Annotated in this window: 3 protein-coding genes; all 3 read left to right on the plus strand. The window is 66.9% G+C overall.

Annotated features, from left to right (window positions below):
- The coding region (locus AC08ON_RS09885) for an AMP-binding enzyme (RefSeq protein ID WP_476607570.1) at positions 1-301 on the plus strand (301 nt) is incomplete at its 5' end.
- Positions 298-936, plus strand: a complete 639-nt coding sequence (locus tag AC08ON_RS09890) for a DapH/DapD/GlmU-related protein (RefSeq protein WP_476607569.1) — start codon at positions 298-300, stop codon at positions 934-936. The genes AC08ON_RS09885 and AC08ON_RS09890, both read left to right, overlap by 4 nt.
- Positions 937-948: 12 nt before the next feature.
- On the plus strand, positions 949-1,974 hold a 1,026-nt coding region (locus AC08ON_RS09895), incomplete at its 3' end, for an FAD-dependent oxidoreductase (RefSeq protein WP_476616824.1).

Genomic DNA, 1,974 nt, shown 5'->3' on the forward strand with positions numbered 1-1,974 from the left:
CGCCAAGGAGGTCATCAACGTCGGTGGGGAGAAGGTCCTGCCGCTCGAGCTGGAGTCCGTTCTGCTAGCCAGCCCGCTGATCGAGGACTGCGTCGTGTACGGCCGGGCGAACGCCATCACCGGCCAGTCCGTCTGCGTCGACATCAAACCCCGGGGCGAGCTCACTCGGGCCGAGGTACGTCAGCACGTGGTCGGATTCCTGGCCGGGAAGGTCGAACAGTTCAAGATCCCGGCGAAGATCAACGTGGTGGACGCGGTCACCGTCTCGGACCGTTTCAAGAAGCGAAGGATCGTGCTGTGAGGGACATCGTGCTGATCGGCGCGGACAAGTTCGCGCTGGAGGTCGCACGTTATGCCGGCGACTGCGTCGTCGACGGCCGGCCCGAGTACGCCGTCACGGCGTTCCTGGCGGTGGAGGGGGAGGCAGTGCACGCACCGGCCGACCGGTGTGCCGCACTCGCGGACTTCGCCCCCGGCCCGGACACCCGGGTGGTGCTGGCCGTCTCGGACGTTGCTCGCCGGCGCGCGCTGATCGACGGGTTCGTCACCAGGCACGGGCTGGTCGCCGAGAACATCGTCCATCCGAGCGCGCGGATCGACCCGGCGGCGCTGCGCGGGGCCGGGAACATCATCGGGCCGAACTGCTACCTGGGCGTGAACGTCGCACTCGGCGACCACAACGTCGTGAACTACTACTGCACGGTCGGGCATCACTCGCGACTCGGCTCGAACAACTTTCTCGCGCCTAACTTCAACTGCGGCAACACGGTCGAGATCGGTGACGACAACTTTTTCGGGCTCAGCTGCACACTGGCACCGGAGGTGACCGTCGGCAGCGACTGCCGGTTCCAGGCGGGCATCAGCATCTTCGACAACGCGACCAGCGGACATTCCTACCTGGCGCCGAACCGGGTCAAGTCCATCAAGTCGTTCTGAGGAGAACAGCGCATGAAGCGCGCGAAGGTTTCCATCATCGGTGCCGGCCCCGCGGGATCTGTCGCGGCACTGAGCCTGAACAAGCTCGGTCACGACGTGGAGGTCTTCGAACGGTCAAGCCTGCCCCGGTACCGGGTCGGCGAGTCCTTCCTGCCCGGAACGCTGTCGGTGCTGAACCGGCTGGGCCTGCAGGACGCGATCGACGCCGCCGGCTTCGTGAAGAAACCGTCGGCGACGTTCCTGTGGGGGCAGAACCAGGCACCCTGGACGTTCTCGTTCGCGACCCCACGGACCGCCCCCTGGGTCTTCGACCACGCCATCCAGGTCAAGCGCGAGGAGTTCGACAAGCTGCTGGTGGACGCGGCCCGGGCGCGCGGCGTCACGGTCCACGAGGAGACCCCGGTGACGGGCATCGACCTCAGCGCCACCGACCGGGTGACGCTGACCGTGCGCTCGGGGGGTGTCCCCAGGACGGTCGAGAGCGACTTCGTGATCGACGCCGGCGGAGCTGGCAGTCCGCTGGCCCGCCAGCTCAGGGCGCGCCGCTACGACGAGTTCTACAAGAACTTCGCGGTCTGGTCGTACTTCAAGCGGAAGGATCCGTTCGAACGCGGCCTGAAGGGCACCACCTACTCGATCACCTTCGAGGACGGCTGGGTCTGGATGATCCCGCTTAAGGGGGACATCTACAGCGTCGGCCTGGTCGTCGACCGCTCGAAGGCCAGCGAGGTCAAGGAGATCGGGCCGGACCGCTTCTACCGCGACACCATCGTGAAGTGCGCGCGCGCGATGGATATCCTGGGCGACGCTGAGATCGTCGACGAGGTGCGCATCGTGCACGACTGGTCCTACGACTCCGAGGTGTTCTCCGGGGACCGGTTCTTCCTCTGCGGGGACGCCGCCTGCTTCACCGACCCGTTGTTCTCCCAGGGCGTCCACCTGGCCACCCAGTCCGCCGTCTCGGCGGCCGCCGCGATCGATCGGATCATCGCGCACGAGGACGAACTGGACGCCGTCCACCAGTGGTACGGGCGCAGC

This window comes from Frankia sp. CoWAU3, assembly GCF_977971855.1.